The organism is Streptomyces sp. NPDC060232 (assembly GCF_042726555.1).
In the GTDB taxonomy this organism is placed as follows: Bacteria; Actinomycetota; Actinomycetes; order Streptomycetales; family Streptomycetaceae; genus Streptomyces.
The window spans coordinates 71,936-91,379 of the sequence record NZ_JBHXAG010000018.1; the positions used below are offsets into that span (position 1 = coordinate 71,936).

The 19,444-nt window shown below is 72.7% G+C and carries 21 protein-coding genes; 10 read left to right on the top strand and 11 right to left on the bottom strand.

Annotated features, from left to right (window positions below; all coding sequences use genetic code 11):
* The first annotated feature begins 49 nt into the window (after positions 1-49).
* Positions 50-1,693 (top strand): DNA repair helicase XPB, encoded by a 1,644-nt coding sequence (locus ACFWFZ_RS24525; RefSeq protein ID WP_387124995.1) that lies wholly within the window; start codon positions 50-52, stop codon positions 1,691-1,693.
* Here the strand turns inward: ACFWFZ_RS24525 and ACFWFZ_RS24530 are convergent.
* Positions 1,659-2,432: a glycosyltransferase 87 family protein gene (locus tag ACFWFZ_RS24530; RefSeq protein WP_387124997.1), complete on the bottom strand. Its 774-nt coding sequence runs from the start codon at positions 2,430-2,432 to the stop codon at positions 1,659-1,661. The two genes, ACFWFZ_RS24525 and ACFWFZ_RS24530, sit on opposite strands and share 35 nt — an antisense overlap.
* Before the next feature lie 54 nt (positions 2,433-2,486).
* Between ACFWFZ_RS24530 and ACFWFZ_RS24535 the strand changes: the two genes are divergently transcribed.
* Positions 2,487-2,927 (top strand): serine hydrolase domain-containing protein, encoded by a 441-nt coding sequence (locus ACFWFZ_RS24535; RefSeq protein WP_387124999.1) that lies wholly within the window; start codon positions 2,487-2,489, stop codon positions 2,925-2,927.
* A 19-nt stretch (positions 2,928-2,946) separates the two neighbouring features.
* Here the strand turns inward: ACFWFZ_RS24535 and ACFWFZ_RS24540 are convergent, their stop codons facing one another.
* Complete coding sequence (locus tag ACFWFZ_RS24540; RefSeq protein WP_387125000.1) at positions 2,947-3,132, bottom strand: hypothetical protein; 186 nt, start codon at positions 3,130-3,132, stop codon at positions 2,947-2,949.
* Positions 3,133-3,442: 310 nt separating this feature from the next.
* Here ACFWFZ_RS24540 and ACFWFZ_RS24545 point away from each other — a divergent pair, with 310 nt between their 5' ends.
* Positions 3,443-5,524, top strand: coding sequence for a HelD family protein (locus tag ACFWFZ_RS24545; protein WP_387125001.1), 2,082 nt, complete (start codon positions 3,443-3,445; stop codon positions 5,522-5,524).
* Positions 5,525-5,763: 239 nt separating this feature from the next.
* Here ACFWFZ_RS24545 and ACFWFZ_RS24550 read toward each other — a convergent pair whose 3' ends face one another.
* Positions 5,764-6,450: a copper homeostasis protein CutC gene (locus ACFWFZ_RS24550; protein ID WP_387125002.1), complete on the bottom strand. Its 687-nt coding sequence runs from the start codon at positions 6,448-6,450 to the stop codon at positions 5,764-5,766.
* 110 nt (positions 6,451-6,560) lie between these two features.
* Here ACFWFZ_RS24550 and ACFWFZ_RS24555 point away from each other — a divergent pair, with 110 nt between their 5' ends.
* Both ACFWFZ_RS24555 and ACFWFZ_RS24560 read left to right on the top strand, forming a co-directional pair.
* The gene (locus ACFWFZ_RS24555; protein ID WP_387125004.1) at positions 6,561-7,235 is read left to right on the top strand and encodes a hypothetical protein; all 675 of its coding nucleotides are present in this window, start codon (positions 6,561-6,563) and stop codon (positions 7,233-7,235) included.
* Between the two features lie 73 nt (positions 7,236-7,308).
* Complete coding sequence (locus ACFWFZ_RS24560) at positions 7,309-8,526, top strand: Cmx/CmrA family chloramphenicol efflux MFS transporter (protein WP_387125110.1); 1,218 nt, start codon at positions 7,309-7,311, stop codon at positions 8,524-8,526.
* A gap of 9 nt (positions 8,527-8,535) precedes the next feature.
* Here ACFWFZ_RS24560 and ACFWFZ_RS24565 read toward each other — a convergent pair whose 3' ends face one another.
* The 3 genes from ACFWFZ_RS24565 to ACFWFZ_RS24575 form a co-directional block, all read right to left on the bottom strand.
* Positions 8,536-8,799, bottom strand: a complete 264-nt coding sequence (locus tag ACFWFZ_RS24565; protein ID WP_387125005.1) for a hypothetical protein — start codon at positions 8,797-8,799, stop codon at positions 8,536-8,538.
* Positions 8,800-8,837: 38 nt separating this feature from the next.
* Positions 8,838-9,710: a hypothetical protein gene (locus ACFWFZ_RS24570; protein ID WP_387125006.1), complete on the bottom strand. Its 873-nt coding sequence runs from the start codon at positions 9,708-9,710 to the stop codon at positions 8,838-8,840.
* 153 nt (positions 9,711-9,863) lie between these two features.
* Positions 9,864-10,763, bottom strand: coding sequence for a helix-turn-helix domain-containing protein (locus tag ACFWFZ_RS24575; protein WP_387125008.1), 900 nt, complete (start codon positions 10,761-10,763; stop codon positions 9,864-9,866).
* A gap of 364 nt (positions 10,764-11,127) precedes the next feature.
* Between ACFWFZ_RS24575 and ACFWFZ_RS24580 the strand changes: the two genes are divergently transcribed.
* Positions 11,128-12,354: a serine hydrolase domain-containing protein gene (locus tag ACFWFZ_RS24580; RefSeq protein WP_387125009.1), complete on the top strand. Its 1,227-nt coding sequence runs from the start codon at positions 11,128-11,130 to the stop codon at positions 12,352-12,354.
* A gap of 74 nt (positions 12,355-12,428) precedes the next feature.
* Here the strand turns inward: ACFWFZ_RS24580 and ACFWFZ_RS24585 are convergent, their stop codons facing one another.
* Together ACFWFZ_RS24585 and ACFWFZ_RS24590 are read right to left on the bottom strand one after the other, a co-directional pair.
* Positions 12,429-12,698, bottom strand: a complete 270-nt coding sequence (locus ACFWFZ_RS24585; RefSeq protein WP_030037438.1) for a DUF4031 domain-containing protein — start codon at positions 12,696-12,698, stop codon at positions 12,429-12,431.
* A gap of 7 nt (positions 12,699-12,705) precedes the next feature.
* Positions 12,706-13,080, bottom strand: a complete 375-nt coding sequence (locus ACFWFZ_RS24590; protein ID WP_387125010.1) for a hypothetical protein — start codon at positions 13,078-13,080, stop codon at positions 12,706-12,708.
* A 499-nt stretch (positions 13,081-13,579) separates the two neighbouring features.
* Between ACFWFZ_RS24590 and murQ the strand changes: the two genes are divergently transcribed.
* The 3 genes from murQ to ACFWFZ_RS24605 are packed head-to-tail and all read left to right on the top strand — an operon-like array spanning position 13,580 to position 16,769.
* Positions 13,580-14,509: an N-acetylmuramic acid 6-phosphate etherase gene (gene murQ / locus ACFWFZ_RS24595; protein WP_387125011.1), complete on the top strand. Its 930-nt coding sequence runs from the start codon at positions 13,580-13,582 to the stop codon at positions 14,507-14,509.
* A 31-nt stretch (positions 14,510-14,540) separates the two neighbouring features.
* Positions 14,541-16,124 (top strand): PTS transporter subunit EIIC, encoded by a 1,584-nt coding sequence (locus ACFWFZ_RS24600; protein WP_387125012.1) that lies wholly within the window; start codon positions 14,541-14,543, stop codon positions 16,122-16,124.
* A 60-nt stretch (positions 16,125-16,184) separates the two neighbouring features.
* Entirely contained in the window at positions 16,185-16,769 is a 585-nt protein-coding gene (locus tag ACFWFZ_RS24605) for a GNAT family N-acetyltransferase (protein ID WP_387125013.1), read from the top strand.
* A gap of 21 nt (positions 16,770-16,790) precedes the next feature.
* Here the strand turns inward: ACFWFZ_RS24605 and ACFWFZ_RS24610 are convergent, their stop codons facing one another.
* Positions 16,791-17,300 carry a hypothetical protein gene (locus tag ACFWFZ_RS24610; RefSeq protein ID WP_387125015.1) on the bottom strand — a complete coding sequence of 170 codons (510 nt, stop codon included), beginning with the start codon at positions 17,298-17,300 and terminating at the stop codon, positions 16,791-16,793.
* Between the two features lie 176 nt (positions 17,301-17,476).
* On the opposite strand from ACFWFZ_RS24610, the gene ACFWFZ_RS24615 reads away from it, so the two are divergent.
* Positions 17,477-18,556, top strand: coding sequence for an ArsR/SmtB family transcription factor (locus ACFWFZ_RS24615; protein ID WP_387125016.1), 1,080 nt, complete (start codon positions 17,477-17,479; stop codon positions 18,554-18,556).
* 38 nt (positions 18,557-18,594) lie between these two features.
* On the opposite strand, the gene ACFWFZ_RS24620 is transcribed toward ACFWFZ_RS24615, so the two are convergent.
* The gene (locus ACFWFZ_RS24620) at positions 18,595-19,119 is read right to left on the bottom strand and encodes a hypothetical protein (protein WP_387125017.1); all 525 of its coding nucleotides are present in this window, start codon (positions 19,117-19,119) and stop codon (positions 18,595-18,597) included.
* Positions 19,116-19,334: a hypothetical protein gene (locus ACFWFZ_RS24625; protein ID WP_387125019.1), complete on the bottom strand. Its 219-nt coding sequence runs from the start codon at positions 19,332-19,334 to the stop codon at positions 19,116-19,118. The genes ACFWFZ_RS24620 and ACFWFZ_RS24625 overlap by 4 nt, the downstream gene beginning before the upstream one ends.
* Positions 19,335-19,444 lie beyond the last annotated feature (110 nt).

Here is a 19,444-nt window from a genome sequence, read left to right on the forward strand (position 1 = left end):
CCCGTACGGCACACTGGAGGTTTGACCTGAGTGAAACGGGGCGCCGCGCGTGAATGGTCCACTAATCGTCCAGAGCGACAAGACCCTCCTGCTTGAGGTCGACCACGAGCTGGCCGGCGCGGCGCGCCGCGCCATCGCTCCGTTCGCCGAGCTGGAGCGGGCGCCCGAGCACATCCACACCTACCGGATCACCCCGCTCGGGCTGTGGAACGCCCGGGCCGCCGGGCACGACGCCGAGCAGGTCGTCGACGCGCTCGTGGAGTACTCCCGCTACCCGGTGCCGCACGCGCTGCTCGTCGACGTCGCCGAGACCATGGCCCGCTACGGCCGGCTCACCCTTTCCAAGCACCCCGTGCACGGTCTGGTGCTGACCAGCACCGACCGGCCGGTGCTGGAGGAGATCCTGCGGTCGAAGAAGATCGCTCCGCTCGTCGGGGCGCGGCTCGACCCCGACACCGTGGCCGTGCACCCCTCCGAGCGCGGGCAGATCAAGCAGACGCTGCTCAAGCTGGGCTGGCCGGCCGAGGACCTCGCCGGGTACGTCGACGGCGAGGCGCACCCGATCGACCTGGCCGAGGACGGCTGGGCGCTGCGCCCGTACCAGCAGCAGGCCGTCGAGGGTTTCTGGCACGGCGGCTCCGGGGTGGTCGTGCTGCCCTGCGGCGCCGGGAAGACGCTGGTCGGCGCGGGCGCGATGGCGAAGGCCAGGGCGACCACGCTGATCCTGGTGACGAACACCGTCTCGGCCCGCCAGTGGAAGCACGAGCTGGTCAGGCGGACCTCTCTGACGGAGGACGAGATCGGCGAGTACTCCGGCACCCGCAAGGAGATCCGGCCGGTCACGATCGCCACGTACCAGGTCCTGACGACGAAGCGGAAGGGCGTCTACCCGCACCTGGAGCTGTTCGACTCCCGGGACTGGGGCCTGATCGTCTACGACGAGGTGCACCTGCTGCCCGCGCCGGTCTTCAAGTTCACCGCGGACCTGCAGGCGCGGCGCCGGCTGGGCCTGACGGCGACGCTGGTGCGTGAGGACGGCCGGGAGTCGGACGTCTTCTCGCTGATCGGGCCGAAGCGGTTCGACGCCCCGTGGAAGGAGATCGAGGCGCAGGGCTACATCGCGCCCGCCGACTGCGTGGAGGTCCGGGTCAACCTGACCGAGGCGGAGCGGCTCGCGTACGCGACCGCCGAGACGGAGGAGAAGTACCGCTTCTGCGCGACGACGGCGACGAAGCGGAAGGTCACCGAGGCGCTGGTGCGCAAGCACAAGGGTGAGCAGACCCTCGTCATCGGCCAGTACATCGACCAGCTCGACGAGCTCGGCGAGCACCTCGACGCGCCCGTCATCAAGGGCGAGACCTCCAACGCGCAGCGCGAGAAGCTCTTCGGCGCCTTCCGCGAGGGCGAGATCAGCGTGCTGGTCGTGTCGAAGGTCGCGAACTTCTCCATCGACCTGCCGGAGGCAACCGTCGCCATCCAGGTGTCGGGCACCTTCGGTTCGCGCCAGGAGGAGGCGCAGCGCCTGGGCCGTGTCCTGCGCCCGAAGGCGGACGGCCACGAGGCGCGCTTCTACTCGGTCGTCGCGCGCGACACGATCGACCAGGACTTCGCGGCCCACCGCCAGCGGTTCCTCGCCGAGCAGGGCTACGCCTACCGGATCATGGACGCCGACGAGCTGCTGGCCAACGACTGACCGACCGGCCGCTGATCGCCCGGACCCGGGCGATCAGCACGGTGAGCAGCGGGACGCACCACACCCACAGCCCGGCCCCGTCCAGTACGAGGGCGCGGCCGGTGGCGGCGAGGTGCCGGGACCAGAACGCGGCGGATTCCTCGGGGAGGACCAGCCGTCCGAGCAGGGCGGTGCCGGCGAGCGCGGCCAGCGCCGTGAGCCCGGCCACCACCCGGCGGGTGGCCAGCAGGTAGGGGACGAGGACCGCCGGGGTCAGGGTGATCCCGGCGGCGACGCCCATCGCGAAGCCCTTGCCGACGGCGGCACCGGAGCGGCCGAGGTCCCACAGGACCAGGCAGGCGAGGGCGAGGTTGATCTGGCCGGGCAGCGGGGCCTGGAAGAGCGGCTCCAGCCACAGCCCGGCGATGGTGGCGGCCAGGAGGGGCCCGGTCCTGGCGGGCAGGCCCGAGAGGCGGCAGGACAGGGCGATCAGCAGGGCGATCAGGCAGGCGTTGCCGAGGACGAGCACGGCCTTCATTAACCCGGTCGGCAGCCAGGCGGCCGGCGTGAACAGGATCGCCGCGAACGGCGGATAGCCGGCGGGCGGGTGCCATTCGGCGGCGGAGAAGCCCTCGGCGAGGGCGTCGGCCGTCGGGACGCGCAGGGCGATGCACAGGACGCCGAGCACGAGCAGCGAGCCCGTCACCAGCACCCCGGCGAGGGACGACGGCGAGCGGCTGGGGGCGGGGCTCAAGGTCACGCGCGTGACCTTAGTGGATCAGTCAATGCGCCGTCGGCGCTCACCCTCAGGTCATTGCAACGAACCCATCGCCCTCCCTTTGCATTCAGTTCCATATTCATTGCAACGCACGCGGGCCGGCCGTTCGAGACGCTCCTTCGCGAACGCGTCCTCGATCCGCTCGGGATGAAGGACACCGCCTTCCACGTGCCCGCCGGCAAGATCGACCGGCTGCCGCCCAGCCGGTCGGCCCTCGCGCGGGGCGCCGTCCACGTGTCGTTCGGCCAGGGACAGCAGGGCGGCTGGGGCTTCGGAATGGCGGTGCGCACCTACCGCGGCGACTACGCGCCCATCGGCCAGTTCGGCTGGGACGGCGGAACCGGCACCTCGGCGTACGCCGACCCGGAGAACGGGATCACCGGCATCCTGCTCACGCAGGTCGGGCTGACCACTGCGGCTCCGGCTCAGCTCATCCACGACTTCTGGACCACCGTCTACCAGGCGGTCGACGCCTGACATCGGGGGCGGGCCGGCGTCAGCGACGTATGACGCCCGCGTCCTCGGCGTACTCGCCCAGCACCACGACGCTCACGGCGGCCGCCGCGAACACCTTCACGGCGTGCAGCATGCTGCCGAGGCGGTGACGGGGAGTGGAGTCGGAGATGGCGGTGGCGCCGCTCGGGCGGCCGCCCTGAATCGGGGTGAAGGTTGCGGTGCTCATGAGTCCATGGTGCGCCGCCGCCATCCGATGCACATCGCTCTGCGGGGCCAATCCCCCGGCCCCGCGCCTCCTCCTCCCGTCGCATGCCGCCCCCGGGTACCCCTACCGGAGGTCTGACACTCCCGGGTACGACACCCGTACGGAGGTCCCGTACGGGACGGACTTCCGGCCCGGTGAATCCGTTCGCACGGGCGCGCCCCGCTGGCTACAATCTCCGCTCTTGCCGCCTCCCACCGCCTCATCGGGGAGAGCCGCCCGCCGGCCGGAAACCGGGGGCATCTGTTCCGTACCAGCAGCTGGAGGCAGACCCGTGCCCGCGCACGCCCCCGACACCACCCCCGACGCCGCGACCCCGCCCGCCGACCCGCTGGGCCGCGAACGGGCCCACCTCGCCGCCTCGCGCTCCGCCCTGCGCGCCATGCGCGAGGACGTCGAGGCCCTCGACATCCGCGACGTCACCGCGAACTGGGTCAACGCGATCGTCCTCCAGGCCCAGATCGACGACCGCATCAAGGCCCTCGCCGACCTCGCCCACACGCCCCTCTTCTTCGGCCGCCTCGACTACCTCCACGCCCCCGGAGCCGAACTCGCCGAGGGCGCGGAGGGCGAGCAGTTCTACATCGGCCGCCGCCACGTCCACGACGCCGACGGCGACCCGATGGTCATCGACTGGCGCGCACCCGTCTCCCAGCCGTTCTACCGGGCCTCCAAGAAGGACCCCCAGGACGTCTCCCTGCGCCGCCGCTTCGGCTACACCGGCGGCGAACTCACCGCGTACGAGGACGAGCACCTCTGCGACCCCGCCGAGGCGGCCGCGGTCAGCAAGCTGCTCCAGCAGGAGATCGAGCGCCCGCGCGTCGGCCCCATGCGCGACATCGTCGCGACGATCCAGCCCGAGCAGGACGAGATCGTCCGCTCCGGACTGTCCGGCTCCGTCTGCGTGCAGGGAGGCCCCGGCACCGGGAAGACGGCCGTCGGCCTGCACCGGGTGGCGTACCTGCTGTACGCGCACCGCGAGCGGCTCGCCCGCACCGGCACCCTCGTCATCGGACCGAACCGCTCCTTCCTGCACTACATCGAGCAGGTCCTGCCGGCCCTGGGTGAGCTGGAGGTCAAGCAGGCCACCGTCGACGACCTCGTCTCCCGCGAAGGCCTGGAGGTACGCGGCACCGACCCGGCCGAGACCGCCGTCGTCAAGGGCGACGCCCGCATGGCGGAGGTCCTGCGCCGCGCGGTCCGCTCGCACGTCGGCCGCCCCGCGGAGCCGCTGATGGTCGTCCGCGGCTCGCGCCGCTGGCGCGTGCCGGCGTACGAGCTGGAGGAGATGGTCGAGGAACTCCAGAAGCGCGACATCCGCTACGGCGCCGCCCGCGACGCCCTCCCCCAGCGCATCGCGCACGCCGTCCTGGTCCGGATGGAACAGGCCGGCGAGGCCCCGGACGACCGCGTACAGGACGCGGTCGCGCGCAACGCGGCCGTGAAGGCGGCGGTCAAAGAGATCTGGCCGCCCGTCGAACCGGCGAAGCTGGTCCTGCGCCTGCTCTCCGACCCGGACTTCCTCGCCGCCCACGCGCAGGACGTCCTGACGGCGGACGAACAGAAGCTCCTGCTGTGGCCCAAGCCGTTCCGGAGCGTGAAGTCGGCGAAGTGGTCGGCGGCGGACCTGGTCCTCATCGACGAGGCCGCCGACCTGGTGGAACGCACCCATTCGCTCGGCCATGTCGTCCTCGACGAGGCGCAGGACCTCTCCCCCATGCAGTACCGGGCGGTGGGACGGCGCTGCACGACCGGCTCGGCGACGGTCCTGGGCGACCTCGCGCAGGGCACCACGCCGTGGGCCACGCGCAGCTGGGACGAGGCGCTGGCGCACCTGGGCAAGCCGCAGGCGGTGCTGGAGGAACTGACGGCGGGCTTCCGCGTGCCGCGCGAGGTGATCGCCTACGCCTCCCGCCTGCTGCCGGAGATCTCCCCGGGCCTGGCCCCGGTCTCCTCGGTCCGTGAGACGCCGGGTTCCCTGCGGGTGACGCCGACGGACGACCTGACCGCATCGGTGGTGGAGGCGTGCCGCGAGTCCCTGGCCCACGAGGGCTCGATCGGCCTGATCGCGGCGGACGCCCGCATCCCGGCCCTGGCCGAGGCCCTGCTGGCGGCGGACCTGCCGTATCTGTCCCCCGGCGAGGAGACGACCGCGCGGTCCCGCCTGACGCTGGTCCCGGCGTCGCTGGCGAAGGGCCTGGAGTACGACTACGTCGTGCTCGACGAGCCGGCGGCGATCGTCGACGGCGAACCGGACGAACGGACCGGCCTGCGCCGCCTGTACGTCTGCCTCACCCGAGCCGTCTCAGGCCTGACGGCCCTCCACTCGGCCCCCCTCCCGGAAGCCCTTGCCTGACCGGCGGCCCTTGCCTGACCGGCGGCCCTGGCCTGACCCGGCGGCCCTGGCCTGACCGGCAGCCCTGGCCTGACCGGCGGCCCTGACCGAGGGAACGCCTGCGGCGCCGCTGCGCAAGCGCCCCGCGGCATCCGGTCAGCCTCCCGGGGCTCGCCCCGGACCCCCGCGCCTCGCACGCCGGCCAGGCTGGATGTTCCAGCCCGTCCGGCGTTCGAGGACCGGGTCCGGGCAGAGCCCGGTCAGTCCAGTACCGCCCGCCACTCGGCGACGGCCGCCGCCGAGACCGGCCCCGCCCAGCCGCCGGGACGCGCCGCGCCGCCGATGTGGAACGCGTCCACCCCGCCCGCGCGCAGCACCGGCAGGTGGGCGAGCGTCAGGCCGCCGCCGACCAGGATCCGCGGCCCGTACCCCGGCTCGCCGCCCCGCCCCGCCTCCGCGAGCAGCACCGCCAGCCCCTCGTCGACCCCGGCCGCCGAGCCCGCCGTCAGGTAGGTGTCCAGGCCGGGAAGGTCGGCCAGCGCCTTGCGCAGCTGGTCCCGGTCCGCCGCGCGGTCGACGGCCCGGTGGAAGGTCCACGGGCAGCCGTCCAGCTCCGCGACGACCGCCTCGACGGCGGCCAGGTCGGGGCTGCCGTCCGCGTTCAGGAAGCCGAGGACGAACTCCCGCGCCCCCTCCGCCCGCAGCTGACGCGCCGTCGCGGCCAGGACGGACACGTCCCCCGCGGCGAAGCCGTCCGCCTTGCGGATCATCACGCGCAGCGGGATGTCGACCGCCGCCCGGATCGCCGCGAACGTCTCGCGCGCCGGGGTGAGCCCGTCGGCGGCCATGTCGGTGACCAGCTCCAGTCGGTCGGCCCCACCGGCCTGGGCCGCGACCGCGTCCTCCGCGTCGAGGGCGATCACCTCCAGGAGCGCACGGTTGCTCATTCGATCCCATCCTTCGGAAGAACTCTCACAATAGGTCTAGTCCAATATCCAGGGTACGGGCTTCCGGCCGCGCTCCACCAGCACCATCACGCCACCACCACAATGTGCGCATGGACATAGGCATCCCGAGCACCGACACCACGGATCTCCGGGCCCGCTGGCGAGCCACCGTCGCCGACGCCGGCGCCCCCGCCGACCGCGATCCCGAGCCCTACGCCGACCGCCTCCTCGCCGCCTGGGCGGAGCCGCAGCGCCGCTACCACACCACCGCGCACCTGGCCGACGTACTCGCACGGATCGACGTACTGGCCCCGTACGCCGCCGACCCCGCCGCCGTCCGGCTCGCCGCCTGGTTCCACGACGCCGTCTACCGTCCCGACCGCTCCGAGAACGAGGAGCGCAGCGCCGCCCTGGCCGAGCGCGCCCTCCCCGAGCTGGGCATCGACGCCGCGCGCACCGCCGAGGTGGCCCGCCTGGTCCGGCTCACCGTCACCCACGACCCCGCCCCCGGCGACACCGACGGCGAGGTGCTCTGCGACGCCGACCTGGCCGTCCTGGCCGGCTCCGCACAGGCGTACGCCGCCTACACCGCCGCCGTCCGCGACGAGTACGGCTTCGTCCCCGACGACGCCTTCCGCACCGGCCGTGCCGCCGTACTGCGCCAGCTCCTCGACCTGCCGCGGCTCTTCCGCACGCCCTACGGCACGGCGCACTGGGAGGCCCCGGCCCGCGCGAACCTCGCCGCCGAGCTGGCCGCCCTGACGTCCGGGGATGCACACGACTGACACGCCGGGGGGAATTCGATCGCGTTCACACGGGTTGGTGACAGTCATGCCCGCAGTCGCCGTACGCCCCCGCATGCCCGTCGCCGTCTACGTCCTCGGACTGTCCGTCTTCGCACTCGGCACCAGCGAGTTCATGCTCTCCGGGCTGCTGCCGCCGATCGCCGACGACATGGGCGTCAGCATCCCGCAGGCGGGCCTGCTCATATCCGCGTTCGCGATCGGCATGGTCGTCGGCGCGCCCCTGCTGGCCGTCGCCACCCTGCGCCTGCCCCGCCGCACCACCCTCATCGCCCTGATCAGCATCTTCGGCCTCGGGCAGGTCGCGGGCGCGCTGGCCCCCTCATACGAGCTCCTCTTCGCCTCCCGCGTGGTCGCGGCCTTCGCCTGCGCCGGCTTCTGGGCCGTCGGCGCGGCCGTCGCCATCGCCATGGTCGACAAGGACCAGCGGGCCCGCGCGATGGCCGTCATGATCGGCGGCCTGTCCATCGCCAACGTCCTCGGCGTCCCGGCCGGAGCGTTCCTCGGCGAGCAGCTGGGCTGGCGCTCCGCGTTCTGGTCGGTCGCCGCGGCCTCCGCGGTCTCCCTCGTCGGCATCCTCGCCCTGATCCCCCGGATCCCGCTGCCCGCCGAGAGGCCGACGCTCCGCCGCGAGCTGCGCATCTACGGCGACCGCCAGGTGTGGCTCGCGATCGGCGTCACCGCACTGGGCGCGGGCGGCGTCTTCTGCGCGTTCAGCTACCTGTCGCCGCTGCTCACGGACGTGGCAGGGCTGGACTCGCGGTGGGTGCCGTGGGTCCTCGGCCTCTTCGGGATCGGTGCGCTCGTCGGCACGACCATCGGCGGCCGGGTCGCCGACGCGCACCTGTTCGGCGTGATGATCTGGGGCATCACCGCCTCCACCGTCTTCCTGACCGTGCTCGCCCTGCTGGCCCCGGTCGCCGTCGCGGCGATCGCGCTGTCCTTCCTGCTGGGCGTCTCGGCGTTCTTCACCGCCCCCGCGCTCAACGCCCGCATGTTCAACGTGGCCGGCGCCGCCCCGACCCTGGCCGGGGCGACCACCACGGCCGCCTTCAACCTCGGCAATACCGGCGGCCCCTGGCTGGGCGGCACCGTCATCGACGCCGGCCTGGGCTTCTCCGCGACCGCCTGGGCGGGCGCCGCCATGACGGTGACCGCCATCGCCCTCGCCGTGACCGCCCTGCGCCTGGACCGCCGTCCGCCGCCGCGCGCGACCCGCGTGGTCGCCGGGAGCGCCGCCCCCGTCCCCGCCGAGGCCCCCGCCCACGCCTGACGGCGCCCGCTATTCGCCGCCGAAGACCGCCTCGGCCGAGGGCGCGGTCACGGCCCGCCGGAGCCAGCGGCCCAGGATCTCGGCGTCACCGCAGCCGGTGATCCGCTCACGAACCGCCTCGGGAACATCGATACCCCGCTCCGCCAGAACGGCCAGAACGTCCTCGGCAGCACGCCGCGCCTCACCCTCGGCCCGGCCCTCGGCCCGGCCCTCGGCCCGGCCCTCGTCGCGGAGTTCTTCGGAGAGGGGCGACTTGTAGAAAGAGAGGTCCACGGCCGGGCGGGCCGGGGTCGGCCACATCGCCTCCAGGGCTACTCGCCCCCGAAGATCTCGTCGGCCGAGGGCGCGGTCACGGCCCGCCGGAGCCAGCGGCCCAGGATCTCGGCGTCACCGCAGCCGGTGATCCGCTCACGAACCGCCTCGGGAATATCGATACCCCGCTCCGCCAGAACGGCCAGAACGTCCTCGGCAGCACGCCGTACTGCGCCCTCGTCGCGGAGTTCTTCGGAGAGGGGCGACTTGTAGAAAGAGAGGTCCACGGCCACCAGCTTCCTCCAGAGTGCTGCGGATGGGTGCTTGCCCATGCCTTGTGCGATGAATTCGATGATCGGGTTGGCGAGCGCCGCGGGCGTGTCCCGCAGCACGTTGGTCATGGCTTTGAGTATGGCCCCGACGTCCGGATTCGTGGCATGGGTGATAGCGGCCAGGGTAGCCAGCGCCAGGTCCTTCCGGACTTCGGCGGGGCTGGTGATCAGCGGCATGTTGTGCGGACCCGCCACCAGCGGGCACAGGGTGAGCAGGGGCCACTGGGGAGGCCCGAAGCGGACCGGGCGAGCGGCCCATTCGGCGGTCGAGCGGTCCTGGCAGACGACCAGCAGCATCGGCTGCAGCCGGTACTTGGTGAGGAGGTAGGAGGCGTAGTACGCCCAACTGGCGGGCTTGTCCGGGTCCTTCTTGCCCTGGGCCTCGACGGCGAGGAGGAAGGACCCCTCGCCCTCCGTGTCGAACCGCAGCAGGGTGTCGACGCGGCGCTCCAGGGGCTGGGTCTCCGTGAGGTCGTTGGGCAGGACGGTGAACGACGTGGGCGGGGCGAAGTCGACGCCGAGCACCTCCGACACCCGGGAGAAGAGCTCCGGGTGTTCCTGGAAGATGCGGTGCATCGCCTCGTGGGGCGAGCTGACCATCGGGGTTCCTGGGGTAGGGGGCCGCACGGACAAGGGAATTGCCTCCGGCATATGCCTTGGCTGTGCCTTGCGCCGAACCTAGGGCGCGGTGCCGTGCGGAACGGGCCGGTTCGGCGATGGTTCACCCGGAGGGGTGAGACCCGGGGGGTTCGGTCAGGCGGGCGTGGCTGCCGGTCGTCCGGATTCGCGGCAGTCGCGGCAGCGGCCGGGTTCGGCCGCGCGGAAGGCGTGGTCGCAGGCGTCGCAGTTGCGGAGCGGATGTCTGACGGCCTCAGGTGCTGCCGGGGCGCTGAACGGCGGCACGGGAGGGAGCTGGGCGGCGAGGCGGTGGGCCAGGAGGGCGGCCGGGCGGTGCAGGGGCTCCCCCGGCAGGTCGGCCGTCAGGGCGTGGTGCACGGCGCTCGGCGGCAGGTCGCGCTCCAGCCAGGCCGCGACTCCGGGGGCGAGGTGCTCGACGTCCGTGACGGAGAGCAGCAGCCGGGGATCCCCGCGGCGCAGGCCGGCGAGGACCTCGGTGGCGGACCGGAGGAGGTCGGGGGCCGGGTACGCGGGCTGCGGCACGGCGGGAAGGGCGCGGCGCGGCGGCTCGCCCTCCCGGCGGGCGGGGCGCCGGGCCCTCGGCTTCGGCTCCGACTCCGGCCCGTCCGCGGCGCCGGACCGGCCCGGCTGGTTGCAGGAGACGGTGCGGGTGACGACGCGGCCGCTGCTGGTGCGTTCGCAGGTGCGGCGCAGGTAGCCGTGGGTCTCCAGTTCGCGCAGGGCCGCGGCGATCCGCGTCTTCCCCTCGGGGAACCGGGCCGCGAGGGTCCTGATGTCGATGAGCGCACCGCCGGGCAGGGACTGGATGTGGACGGCCAGGCCGATGGCCAGCAGCGACAGCTCGGCATGCTGGGCGAGGTGGTTGCCGATCACCGTGAAGCGGCTGGTGTGGCGGGAGTTGTCGTGGATGACGCCGCCGGAGCGGGTGGTCGCGCGGGTACCCCGGGAAGGGTGGTTTTCCCCGCCGTTACGGGACGGGGCGTACAGGCGCACGCTAGTGTTCTGGGTATCCATCCGGAAGGTGCTTCTTCCTCGGTGGTCAGGCCCCCGCACTGGGATTCGCAGTCCCGGCGGGGGCCGACGCATGTCAGCGGTGAAGTGGTCTGTCGCGCTGAGCGTAGATCAGGCAACCCGCCCCGAAGCCAGTCAAGTTGGCCTTTTTCACTCAAGCGAGTGAGCGTGCGCCACGGGCGGGAGGGGTGGGGCTTGGTGGGGTCCTTTCCTCTCGTGTCTTGAGTCCTGGGGCCGTCCCCGCCACCGGCGTCCCAGCGCACGGGCTCCGGTCCCGGTCGCCGCGCCCGACCCGCCTTCCTACGATGGGAAGGTCGGCTCGGGGATCCGGATACCGCTCGGGGACGTGCCTCAGAGGAGATCCCGCATGGGCCGGTACCGCACGCCCACCGTCCTGGCCGCCGCCTCCCTCCTGCTGACGGCGCTGTGCGCGGGCCAGGCCCCCGCCGCCGCCCCGCCCGGCCGGGTCGGCATCGACGACGTGATCGCCGAGAAGCTCGACGGCGCGATCACCGCGGCCATGCGCGAGGCCGGCATCCCCGGTGTGGGCGTCGGCCTGTGGATCGACGGCGACGAAGCCTACGTGCGCTCCTTCGGCACCGCCGACAAAACCACCGGCATCCCCGTCAAGACCGACATGCACACCCGCATCGGCAGCGTCACCAAGACCTTCGCCGTCACCGGCGTCCTCCAGCTCGTCGACGACGGGAAGGTACGGCTCGACGCGCCGATCTCGACGTATCTCGACGGGGTGCCCGGCGGCGACCGCATCACCGTGCGGCAGCTCGCCGAGATGCGCAGCGGCCTCTACAACTACACCGAGGACCCGCGCTGGATGGCCGCCTTCCAGGCCGACCCGTACCGCGCCTGGACCCCGCAGCAGCTGCTGGACATCGCCTTCCGGCACCCCGCCGACTTCCCGCCGGACGCGCGGTGGGAGTACTCCAACACCAACACCATCCTGCTCGGGCTGCTGGTGGAGAAGGTCAGCGGCCAGCCCCTGCACACCTACCTTGAGCAGCACGTCTTCGCCCCGGCCGGCCTGGACGCGACGTCACTGCCGACCGGGGCCGAGATCACCAGCCCGTACGTGCACGGCTACACGAACTTCACCCCGGACGGCGCGACCGTCGACGCCTCCCAGTGGAACCCGTCCTGGGGCTGGGCGGCCGGCGCGATGATCTCCACCATCGACGACCTGCGCAGCTGGGTCCCGACCCTGGTCAGCGGCCGGCTGCCGGACGGCGGCCGGCTGCTGGAACCGGGCACCCAGGCCCAGCGGCTGCGCATGCGGCCCACCGGTCACCCGGACGTGGACTACGGACTCGGCATCGCCGCCATCAAGGGCTGGATCGGCCACAACGGCGAGCTGCCCGGCTACGAGACCATCGCCGTCCGCCTCCCGCAGGACCGCGCCACCCTGGTGATCATCGTGAACTCCGACGTCGACGGGAAGTACGGCAGCCTGAGCTCCCTCATCGCCAACAGGATCACAAACATCGTGACCCCCAAGCACGTCTGGTCCCTCCCGGAGCCCGCCCAGCCGAACCCGGTCCCGCAGCCGTCCACCCCGCCCGCGTCCCCGAAGCCGTAGCGCGCCGTGGGGCGGGGGCCGCAGGGCCGGGGATCCTGCGGGCAGGGGCCCGGCCTTGATCCGCCGGACACCCCCTAAGCCGCCGGCCGGCCCTTCGGGCGGCGCAGGCCGGCCGCGGTGAGGCGGCGGACGAGTTCCTTGCTGCCGACCTCCACCGCACCCGCCCCGACGGCGTCGGCGTATCGGTACGAGGGCACGTCGTAGTGGTCCCGCTCGAAGGCCCGCGGCGGACAGCCGATGCCCGCCGCGAAGGCGTGCAGCTCCTCGTACGAGACGTCGCTGACCAGGTGCGACCACATACGGCCGTGGCCCGGCCAGGTCGGCGGGTCGATGTAGACGGTCACCGGCGGCTCACCTCAGGCCGAAGACCGGGCCGAGGCCGCCGACGGCAGCCACTCTCACGCCCGCCTCCGAGCACACCCAGTGCGGGTCGGGTCCCAGCTCCGGCTCCACGTCCAGTGCGTGCGGATCGCCGTGGGTGCAGACCGGGCACAGCGGCCAGCGCCCGTACTTCTCCAGCAGCGAGTCCTGTACGTCCTGGGCGACGAGCCCCGGCAGGTAGTCGACGCCCTCCGGCCACTGCTCCACCCACCACCGACGGTGCGTGACCGAGTCCTCGACGAGGGAGACGACATCGGCGTCGGCGACCTCACCGGCGGCGAGATCGGCGAGCACGAGTGCGCGGGCGACGTGCAGCGCCTGTTCCAGGGGGGTCGTTCGGTCCATGGGCCCATTGTGGACCTGCCGGGAGCCGCTGATGAAGGGCCTCTTCTCCTGCTCACCCGTGGGCCCAATGGCGGATTGACCCCCACCCCGCCTGAAAATAGCTTTCAGGCGTGACCAAGGAGCCGAAAGGAACTCCCGGCCGCCCGCCCGGAGGCCCACCCCGGGCTCCCTCCCACGCCCGCAGCGCCCCCGCCGACGACACTCGGTCGGGCCCGCGCGACCCCTCCTCCGGCTACCGCGGGGAGGTGCCCCCGGCCTCGGTCACCTCCGCCCCGCAATCGCAGGCCCTCCGGGCGGCCGAGGGGCCCCGCGAAGCCCCGCCGCGCACCCACGCGGCAACCGCCGCAGGCACCGGCACGGCGCCCGCCCTGCCAACCCACCCCGCTCCGCTCCGCGCCTCGCCCCTGCCCCGCCGCACTTCGTCGCCGTAGCACCACAGCAACCGAAGCCCGCACCCACTCCCGAACCCCCGAACCGCCGAACCGCCGGAGGCCGCCCCATGACCGCGTACGCCGAACTCCGCGCCCAGCTGGAGACGCTCACCACCGAGGCATTCCGTCCCGAACTCGCCGAGATCGACCGGCTGTCCACCCTCGACATCGCCCGCACCATGAACGCCGAGGACGCCACCGTCCCGGCCGCCGTCGCCGCGCAGCTGCCGCAGATCGCCGCCGCCATCGACTCGATCGCGGAGCGGATGGCCCGCGGCGGCCGCCTCGTCTACGCCGGCGCCGGCACCGCCGGCCGGATGGGCGTCCTGGACGCCAGCGAGTGCCCGCCCACCTTCAACACCGACCCGGCCGACGTCGTCGGCCTCATCGCGGGCGGCCCCTCCGCCATGGTCAAGGCCGTCGAGGGCGCCGAGGACTCCCCGGAGCTGGCCGCCGAGGACCTCGCCGCGCTGCGCATCGGGCCGGACGACACCGTCATCGGCATCTCCGCCTCCGGCCGCACCCCGTACGCGATCGGCGCCGTCGAGTCCGCCCGCGGCCGCGGCGCCCTCACCGTCGGCCTGTCCTGCAACGCCGGCTCCGCGCTCGCCGCCGCGGCCGACCACGGCATCGAGGTCGTCGTCGGCCCCGAACTCCTCACCGGCTCCACCCGCCTGAAAGCCGGCACCGCGCAGAAGCTCGTCCTCAACCTCATCTCGACGATCACCATGATCCGCCTGGGCAAGACCTACGGAAACCTCATGGTCGACATGCGCTCCTCCAACGACAAGCTGCGCGCCCGCGCCCGCCGCATCGTGGCCCTGGCCACAGGCGCACCCGACGAGGAGATCGAGGCCGCGCTGACCGCCACCGGCGGCGAGGTCAAGGACGCCATCCTCGTCGTCCTCGGCGAGGTCGACGGCCCGGCCGCCGCCGAACTCCTCGCCGCCTCCCGCGGCCACCTCCGCGCGGCCCTCGCCCACGCCCGGACCCGCTGACCCCACCCCCTACGGCAAGGCGACCACCACCATGTCCACAGATCCCACCGCGTCCACCCCGTCCACCTCGTCCACCCCGTCCACCCCGTCCACCCCGTCCACCGACAAGAACCGCGCCACGGCCGCCGCGATCCTTCCCCTGGTCGGCGGCCCGGACAACGTCACCTCGATCGCGCACTGCATGACCCGCCTGCGCATCTCGCTGCGCGACCGCTCCCTCGTACAGGACGAGGCCCTCAGGGCCCTCCCGGCGGTGCTGGGCGTCGTCGAGGACGACACGTATCAGATCGTGCTCGGCCCGGGCGCCGTCGCCCGCGTCACCCCGGAGTTCGAGGCGCTCGTCGAGGAGGGCCGCTCGGCGCCGGCCGCACCCGCCACCGTCCTCCGGCCCGTCACCGCCGACGAACTCGCCGCGCAGGGCGCGGCCCTGAAGGAAGCCCGGAAGGCGCGCAACGCCACCCCCTTCAAACTGATGCTGCGCCGCATCGCGAACATCTTCGTGCCGCTGATCCCGGCCCTCATCGGCTGCGGGATCATCGCCGGCCTCAACGGCCTGCTCACGAACCTCGGCTGGCTGCCCTCCGTCGCCCCGGCGCTCGCCGCGATCGGGTCCGGCTTCATGTCTCTGATCGCGGTGTTCGTCGGCTACAACACCGCCAAGGAGTTCGGCGGCACCCCGATCCTGGGCGGAGCGGTCGCCGCGATCATCGTCTTCCCGGGCGTCGCGAAGGTCACCGCCTTCGGGACGGAGCTCCGGCCGGGCCAGGGCGGCGTCCTCGGCGCGCTCGCGGCCGCCCTGCTCGCCGTGTACGTGGAGAAGCGCTGCCGGCGCCTGGTCCCGGAGGCCCTGGACGTCCTGGTCACCCCCACCCTCACCGTGCTGATCTCGGGCCTGGTCACCCTCTTCGGCCTGATGTTCCTCGCCGGTGAGGCCTCCGCCGCCATCGGCGCCTTCGCCGACCGGCTGCTCGCCGCCGGCGGCGCGTTCGCGGGCCTGGTCCTGGGCGGGCTCTTCCTTCCGCTGGTGATGCTCGGCCTGCACCAGGCCCTGATCCCCATCCACACCACCCTCATCGAGCAGTCCGGACACACCGTCCTGCTGCCGATCCTCGCCATGGCGGGGGCGGGCCAGGTCGGTGCGGCCATCGCCGTCCACTGCCGACTCCCGCGCAACGGCTCGCTCCGCGCCACCATCAAGTCGGCCCTCCCGGCGGGCTTCCTCGGCGTCGGCGAACCGCTGATCTACGGCGTCTCCCTGCCGCTCGGCCGCCCCTTCGTCACCGCGTGCGTCGGCGGCGCGGCCGGCGGCGCCTTCGTCGGCCTCTTCAACCAGCTGGGCACCGCCTTCGGCTCCACCGCCATCGGCCCCTCAGGCTGGGCCCTCTTCCCCCTGCTGGACGGCAGTTCGAGTCTGGGCGTGACCGTCGCGGTCTACGCGGGCGGCCTGCTGACCGGCTACCTCGTCGGCTTCGCCGCCACCTACTTCTTCGGCTTCACCCGCCAGATGCTGACCGACCTCAACACCGACCCCGACCCGGCCGCGGCGGCCCCCGCCCCCGCAGGCCCCGCCGACCCGGCCCGAGAACCGATGACCGGCGCCGTGGTATCCCGGTGACTCCGCCCACGCCCCGTACCTTCTGCCGCGTTCCCGCGAAGCGACCGGCATGATCGGAGCATGATCGAGTCCATACCGCCCGTGGTCCCGGCCGGCCGGATGCGCGCAATCGCCCAGCCGGAGCTCGCCCTCCCCGGCGGGATGCTGCTGCGCCCCTGGACCCCGTACGACGCCCCCACGCTCGTCGCGGCCCACCTCGACCCGGACATCCGGCACTGGAACCGCCCGAGCCGACTCGACCTGGCCGGGGCCGAGGCCCGGATCGCCCGCTGGCACGAGCGCTGGCAGGCCGAGAAGGCCGGGACCTGGGCCATCGCCCCCGAGGGCGGACGAGCCGTCGGCCTGATCGGCCTGGCCGACATCGACCTGGCGGGCGGCAGCGGCGAGATCCTGTACTGGCTGCTGCCCGCCGGGCGCGGCGCCGGCGTCACGGTGCAGGCCACCGACCGCCTGACCCGCTGGGCCTTCGACGACCTCGGCCTGCACCGCGTACGCATCACCCACTCCGTGGCGAACCCGGCCTCCTGCGCCGTCGCGACGAAGGCCGGGTTCCCCCTGGAGGGCACCATGCGCGGCGCCCTCCTCCACGCGGACGGCTGGCACGACGAACACCTTCACGCCCGCCTCCGCACGGACCCTTGCTGAACCCCCGTACCGGCCAGGGGGTCAGACGCGGCCGTCGATGCCGAGCCACGCGCTGAAGCGGCGCGGGACCGGATAGACGTACAGGCCCGTGTCACCGTCGTAACGGAAGGCCTCCATCCTGATCTTCTTGTCCTCGGCGAAGTCGAAGTTGCACTTCACCCACTTGTTGTGGCCCGCCTTGTTGCGGCACCCCTCGTAGCGGCCGTAGTTGGTGTGGCCGCCGCCGACCGCCGACAGGCCGTCGGCCTTGGTGTCCTTGACCCAGATGATGTCGCCGCTGTGCTCGAAGCAGACGCGGGCGCCTTCGGTCTCCACACACGGGTCCGGCTGCGCCGCAGGGTTGAAGGCCGTCCGCTTCTCGCCCTCGTCGTAGTCCGCCGTCGTGCCTTCGGCCACGATGAGCCCGCCGCCCGCCAAGGGGTACGTCTCCTCCGCTCCGGCGGGGGCCGCGAAGGCCGCGGACAGGACGACGGCCGCGGCGGTGGCGGCCATGAGCACAGCCGGCTTGCGGCGAAGGATTGTTTTGGACATGCGAGGTAAGCCCCCTCAAGTATCGAAGACTGAAACGTGGACTGTTTACGGGAGGTGGCGCGGATGCCGTGCCCGCGCATTCCCTTCAGTCCCGGACCTGGATTGAGCCAACCATGTCGCTGCGCAATGCAGCACACCTTTCGAGCAACTTCGAAACGTGCTGAACTGACCGAACGATGATTGAGATCTCTTTGACGGCAGCCTCGTTGGCCCAATGCCGCTTCTCGGTATCGCCCTCGATGCAGGCGGCCGCCGTCCTGCATCCGCACCACCCCGGCACGGCCGGCGACCGGCTCACTGCGCGCCAGGCGGTCGATTGCGCACTCAAGGACAAGCACCTGCCCGTGCTTTCCGCCATCCGTGCCGGCATCCGCACCTATGCACCCGACTTCCTCACCCCCGCCCTGGGAGGAGCGGTTGCTCCGACCCTCGACGACGAGCTCCATCGCGTCGCCTGCACGCCGACGGAGACCGTCTCGCGGCAGATGAACAGGCTGATCGCCGACCAGCGCGGGCACGCCGGGAACACGCCAGGACAGCCACTCCCGTCCTTACGGCAGTTACTCGACGGCGGCGAACGGGCATTCGCACAACGGGCCGCGGGCGAAATGGAAGTGCTCTGGAGATCCCTCATCGCCCCGCAATGGCCGTCGCTCAGTTCACGGGCCGAGGACGACCTCGATCACAGGGCACGCACTCTTGCGCGATGCGGCCTGACCACCGTCCTGAATGCGCTGCATCCGGCCATCAGTTGCGGGACCACCACCTTGAACATATCGAGCTTGCGCCAGATCGATGTCGTGGCGGACGGGAGGATCACCCTCTTCCCCTCACCGCTCGCCACGAAATGGCTCCTCAGCATCGACCCCTGGGGACAACGCGGCCCCTACCTCATCTACCCCGTTCCGGCGGAGGGCGCCGCGCCCCGCACCTCCACCGGCCCGGCCCATCCGCTGGCTGAGGTCATCGGGGCGTCGCGCTTCGTGCTGCTGACCGCCCTGGAAGCCCCTCGGACGACCACCGAGCTGGCCGAACGGCACCACTTCAGCGCATCCACCGTGTCCTACCATCTCGCCCATCTGCACCGGACGGGACTGGTCACGAGAGAGAGGGCGGGCAAGCGCGTGTACTACCGGCGCACCGCCAAGGCCGCGACGTTGCTCGATCAGGTCTTCCGGCCCGGCGCGCTACGGGAATCCGGCCGTCGCACCGTCGCCGCGTCGGCCGCCGAGCGGGAGGGCATCGTGTCGACGTGACCACCGCCGGATGCCGCAGGCGCCCGCCGGGCGGCTCCTCACGCTCCGGCATCGTCCGCTCCGCCTGCCGCCCGCAGGAAGCGGGCCAGGTCGTCCACCGAGTAGCCGACGTGCCGCCCCCGGTCGGCCGCCATCAGCAGCCGCCGCCCGACGTTCAACGCGCCCCGTTCGCCGGGGCCGTCGGCGCCCAGCCCGGACATCATCAGCCCGTGCTCGTCCCGGATCTCGGCGCACGTCGCGGCGACGACGTCCAGCAGCCGCCCGCCGGGCCGTTCGCAGTGCAGCGTGAAGCACCCGTCGGACTCGTCCACCTCGCAGCCCTGCGGCGGCCGCGCCCGGATCGCGTCGTGGCGCGGATCGTCCTCACCACTGTGGACCAGCGTGAAGCGCTGCCACCCCGGCGGCGGAGGGTCCGGCGGCCCGCCCTTCCACCCGGCGTCGGCGAAGTCCTTCTCCAGCCAGCACAGCTTCCAGGCCAGCTCGAACTCCCAGCTCTGCGCCACCTCGAAGAAGCCCTCCAGGGCGGCCTCGCACCGAGCCCGCTCCCGGTCGCACCCGCTCACGGGTGGGCCCGCTCGTGGAGTACGGCGGCCAGCCGGAGTGCGGTGTCCAGGTTGCAGCGGCCGAGGTCGACCAGCGGCAGCCCGTACGTACCGGCCGCCGAGACCTGTTCCACGCCCAGGGAGGGGAACACGACGCCCACCCCGTCGAGGGCCTCTTTCAGCTCCCGTACGGCCTCCTCGACCGCCTGCATCCGTTCCGTGGGCGTGAGCACCATGACATGTCACCATTCTACTCTGAGTAATGAGATTCTGCACACAGAGTGGCGATGGGCTGGCTAGCCTTTCAAGGAAGCACCGAGAACAACCCCACCTGTTGGCCTTGGAG

Coding starts and splice junctions, on each gene's coding strand:
- ACFWFZ_RS24575 (WP_387125008.1), bottom strand. CDS start 10,763: ATGGATACCCAGAACACTAGCGTGCGCCTGTACGCCCCGTCCCGTAAC.
- ACFWFZ_RS24625 (WP_387125019.1), bottom strand. CDS start 19,334: ATGGTGCTCACGCCCACGGAACGGATGCAGGCGGTCGAGGAGGCCGTA.
- ACFWFZ_RS24590 (WP_387125010.1), bottom strand. CDS start 13,080: ATGGACCGAACGACCCCCCTGGAACAGGCGCTGCACGTCGCCCGCGCA.
- ACFWFZ_RS24555 (WP_387125004.1), top strand. CDS start 6,561: ATGGACATAGGCATCCCGAGCACCGACACCACGGATCTCCGGGCCCGC.
- ACFWFZ_RS24600 (WP_387125012.1), top strand. CDS start 14,541: ATGTCCACAGATCCCACCGCGTCCACCCCGTCCACCTCGTCCACCCCG.
- ACFWFZ_RS24605 (WP_387125013.1), top strand. CDS start 16,185: ATGATCGAGTCCATACCGCCCGTGGTCCCGGCCGGCCGGATGCGCGCA.
- ACFWFZ_RS24550 (WP_387125002.1), bottom strand. CDS start 6,450: ATGAGCAACCGTGCGCTCCTGGAGGTGATCGCCCTCGACGCGGAGGAC.
- ACFWFZ_RS24560 (WP_387125110.1), top strand. CDS start 7,309: ATGCCCGTCGCCGTCTACGTCCTCGGACTGTCCGTCTTCGCACTCGGC.
- ACFWFZ_RS24580 (WP_387125009.1), top strand. CDS start 11,128: ATGGGCCGGTACCGCACGCCCACCGTCCTGGCCGCCGCCTCCCTCCTG.
- murQ (WP_387125011.1), top strand. CDS start 13,580: ATGACCGCGTACGCCGAACTCCGCGCCCAGCTGGAGACGCTCACCACC.
- ACFWFZ_RS24540 (WP_387125000.1), bottom strand. CDS start 3,132: ATGAGCACCGCAACCTTCACCCCGATTCAGGGCGGCCGCCCGAGCGGC.
- ACFWFZ_RS24615 (WP_387125016.1), top strand. CDS start 17,477: ATGATTGAGATCTCTTTGACGGCAGCCTCGTTGGCCCAATGCCGCTTC.
- ACFWFZ_RS24610 (WP_387125015.1), bottom strand. CDS start 17,300: ATGTCCAAAACAATCCTTCGCCGCAAGCCGGCTGTGCTCATGGCCGCC.
- ACFWFZ_RS24570 (WP_387125006.1), bottom strand. CDS start 9,710: ATGGTCAGCTCGCCCCACGAGGCGATGCACCGCATCTTCCAGGAACAC.